Annotated in this window: 2 protein-coding genes; both read right to left on the bottom strand. The window is 64.6% G+C overall.

Going from position 1 to position 1948, the window contains the following annotated elements:
* Window positions 1-72: 72 nt before the first annotated feature.
* A complete protein-coding gene (gene istB / locus AC1DQR_RS40140) occupies window positions 73-861 on the bottom strand; it encodes an IS21-like element helper ATPase IstB (protein ID WP_477135126.1) in 789 nt (262 codons plus the stop codon).
* Window positions 858-1868 (bottom strand): IS21 family transposase, encoded by a 1011-nt coding sequence (gene istA / locus AC1DQR_RS40135; protein ID WP_477135125.1) that lies wholly within the window; start codon window positions 1866-1868, stop codon window positions 858-860. Before istA ends, istB begins: the two co-directional genes overlap by 4 nt.
* Window positions 1869-1948 lie beyond the last annotated feature (80 nt).

The following is a 1948-nucleotide window of genomic DNA, read 5'->3' as shown; positions in this document are numbered from 1 at the left end:
TGTCAACGCCGATTTAAAAGTGACCCACTTTCCCAAGATTCGCCGAAGTAAAACTGACCCACCTGGGTCCTGTCAGCCGGCCGTCTTCGCGGTAGTCCGACTGTTCGTTTGCCCTGCCCGGCGCTTGTCCTTCAGCCGATAGCTCTCGCCGGTGATTTGCACGATGTGGGCGTGATGTAGCAGCCGGTCTAGCATGGCCGCCGTCAGCGTCTGGTCGTCGGCGAAGGCGCTAGCCCATTGGGCGAACGGCAGGTTGCTGGTTAGTACCATCGAGCCGCGCTCGTAGCGCTTGGCGACGACGTTGAAGAACAAGTTCGCTTCCTCGCGGCCGAACGGCAGATAGCCGATTTCATCAACCACCAGCAGCCTCGGCCCCATCACGGCCCGATTGAAGTACTCTCGCAGCCGGCCTTGCTGCCGGGCAGTAGCCAATTGCATCATCAAGTCGGCCGCCGTCAGGAACCGTGTCTTGATACCGGACTGGGTGGCGCGATAGGCCAGCGCCGTCGCCAGATGCGTCTTTCCTACGCCGGACGGCCCGAGCAGCACAATGTTCTCGGCGCGCTCGATGAACGCCAGGCTGGCCAGTTCCTGTATCTGCATCCGCGGTGCGCCGCTGGCGAAGCCGAAGTCGTACTGCTCCAGCGTCTTGACCGATGGCAAGGTCGCCAGCTTCGTCAGCACCTGGCGCTTGCGCTCCTCACGGGCTGCGGCCTCGGCATGGAGCAGCCGCTCCAGGAAGTCGGCCAGACTGGCATCCTCGGTCGCCGCCTGCTGCGCCAGCGGCGCCCAGTCCAGCGCCACGCGGTCGAGCTTGAGCTGGCCGCACAGACTGGCAATGCGCTCATGCTGCAGATTCATGCCGCCACCTCCAGCAGGCTGTCATACACGGCCAGCGGGTGCTGCAAGCTCTCGCGCGGTATCGGTCGGTGCGACTGCGCAATAGGCAACGGCCTGGACCTTGTCGGCAGCGCCAGCAAGGCCTGTTGCTCGGCGGCCAGACGTACCGCGGGACGTGCGGCGGTGGTGGCATGTATCCGGGCGTTGGCTACCTCCGTCAGCCAGCGGCCGATGTACTTGTTGGCGGCGTCGACGTCCAGTTTCAGCCCGGTCTGTTTGAGCGTGGCGGCCAGCGGCACCACGAAGCTCTCCTTGAGATAGCGATTGAAGCGTTCTACCTTGCCCTTGGTCTTGGCCCGATAGGGGCGGCATACCTTGGGCGTGAAGCCGTAGCGCTCGGCCAGCGTCAGCAGTTCCGGGTTCCAGCGATGCCGGCCTTCGCCGTGCGCATCGCGCTCAATGACGACCGACTTGGCGTTATCGAACAGAATGTGCTCGGGTACGCCGCCGAAGAAGGCCAGCGCCTCCTCCAGGCAGACGCATAGCGTCGCGGCATCCTCGCGGGCCGTGAAGCGCACGAAGCTTGCACGGCTATAGCCCAGCGTCGCTACCAGGGCCAGCAGCGGCTCGCGGCCGCGCCGGATGACCGTGAAGTCGGCTTGCATCTGCTTGCCCGGCGCCGTCTCGAAGCGCACCAGTGGCTCTGGCTCGGCACGCTTGTGCGGCGAGAGAAACACCTTGAGCTGGCTGATGCCGCCGTCGTAGCCACGCTCTCGCAACTCACGCAGCAATACGGTCGCCGGAATCCAGCGCGGCCGCGCCGCCGCGATGCGGTCCAGCAAATAACCGTGGTGTGGCTCGAGCTTCGTTGCTCTCGCCTCACGCGGGCCGTACGGGCGGGCCTGCTCGTCCCGCAAATAGCGTCGCACCGTGTTGCGCGACAACCCCGTCTGCCGCGCTATCTCGCGCACCCCCGTGCCTCGCCTTGCTAATACCCTGATTTCCACTGCTTGCTCCTGTGTCAGCATCGGCGGCAAATCCGCCATCCTCCATCAGGTGGGTCAGTTTTACTTCGGCGGGGTGGGTCATTTTTACATCGGCGCTAACA

This window comes from Cupriavidus sp. 05L411, from assembly GCF_056398045.1.
The sequence above is the reverse complement of the archived record's forward strand: the minus strand, read 5'-3'. Positions and strand labels throughout refer to the sequence as shown.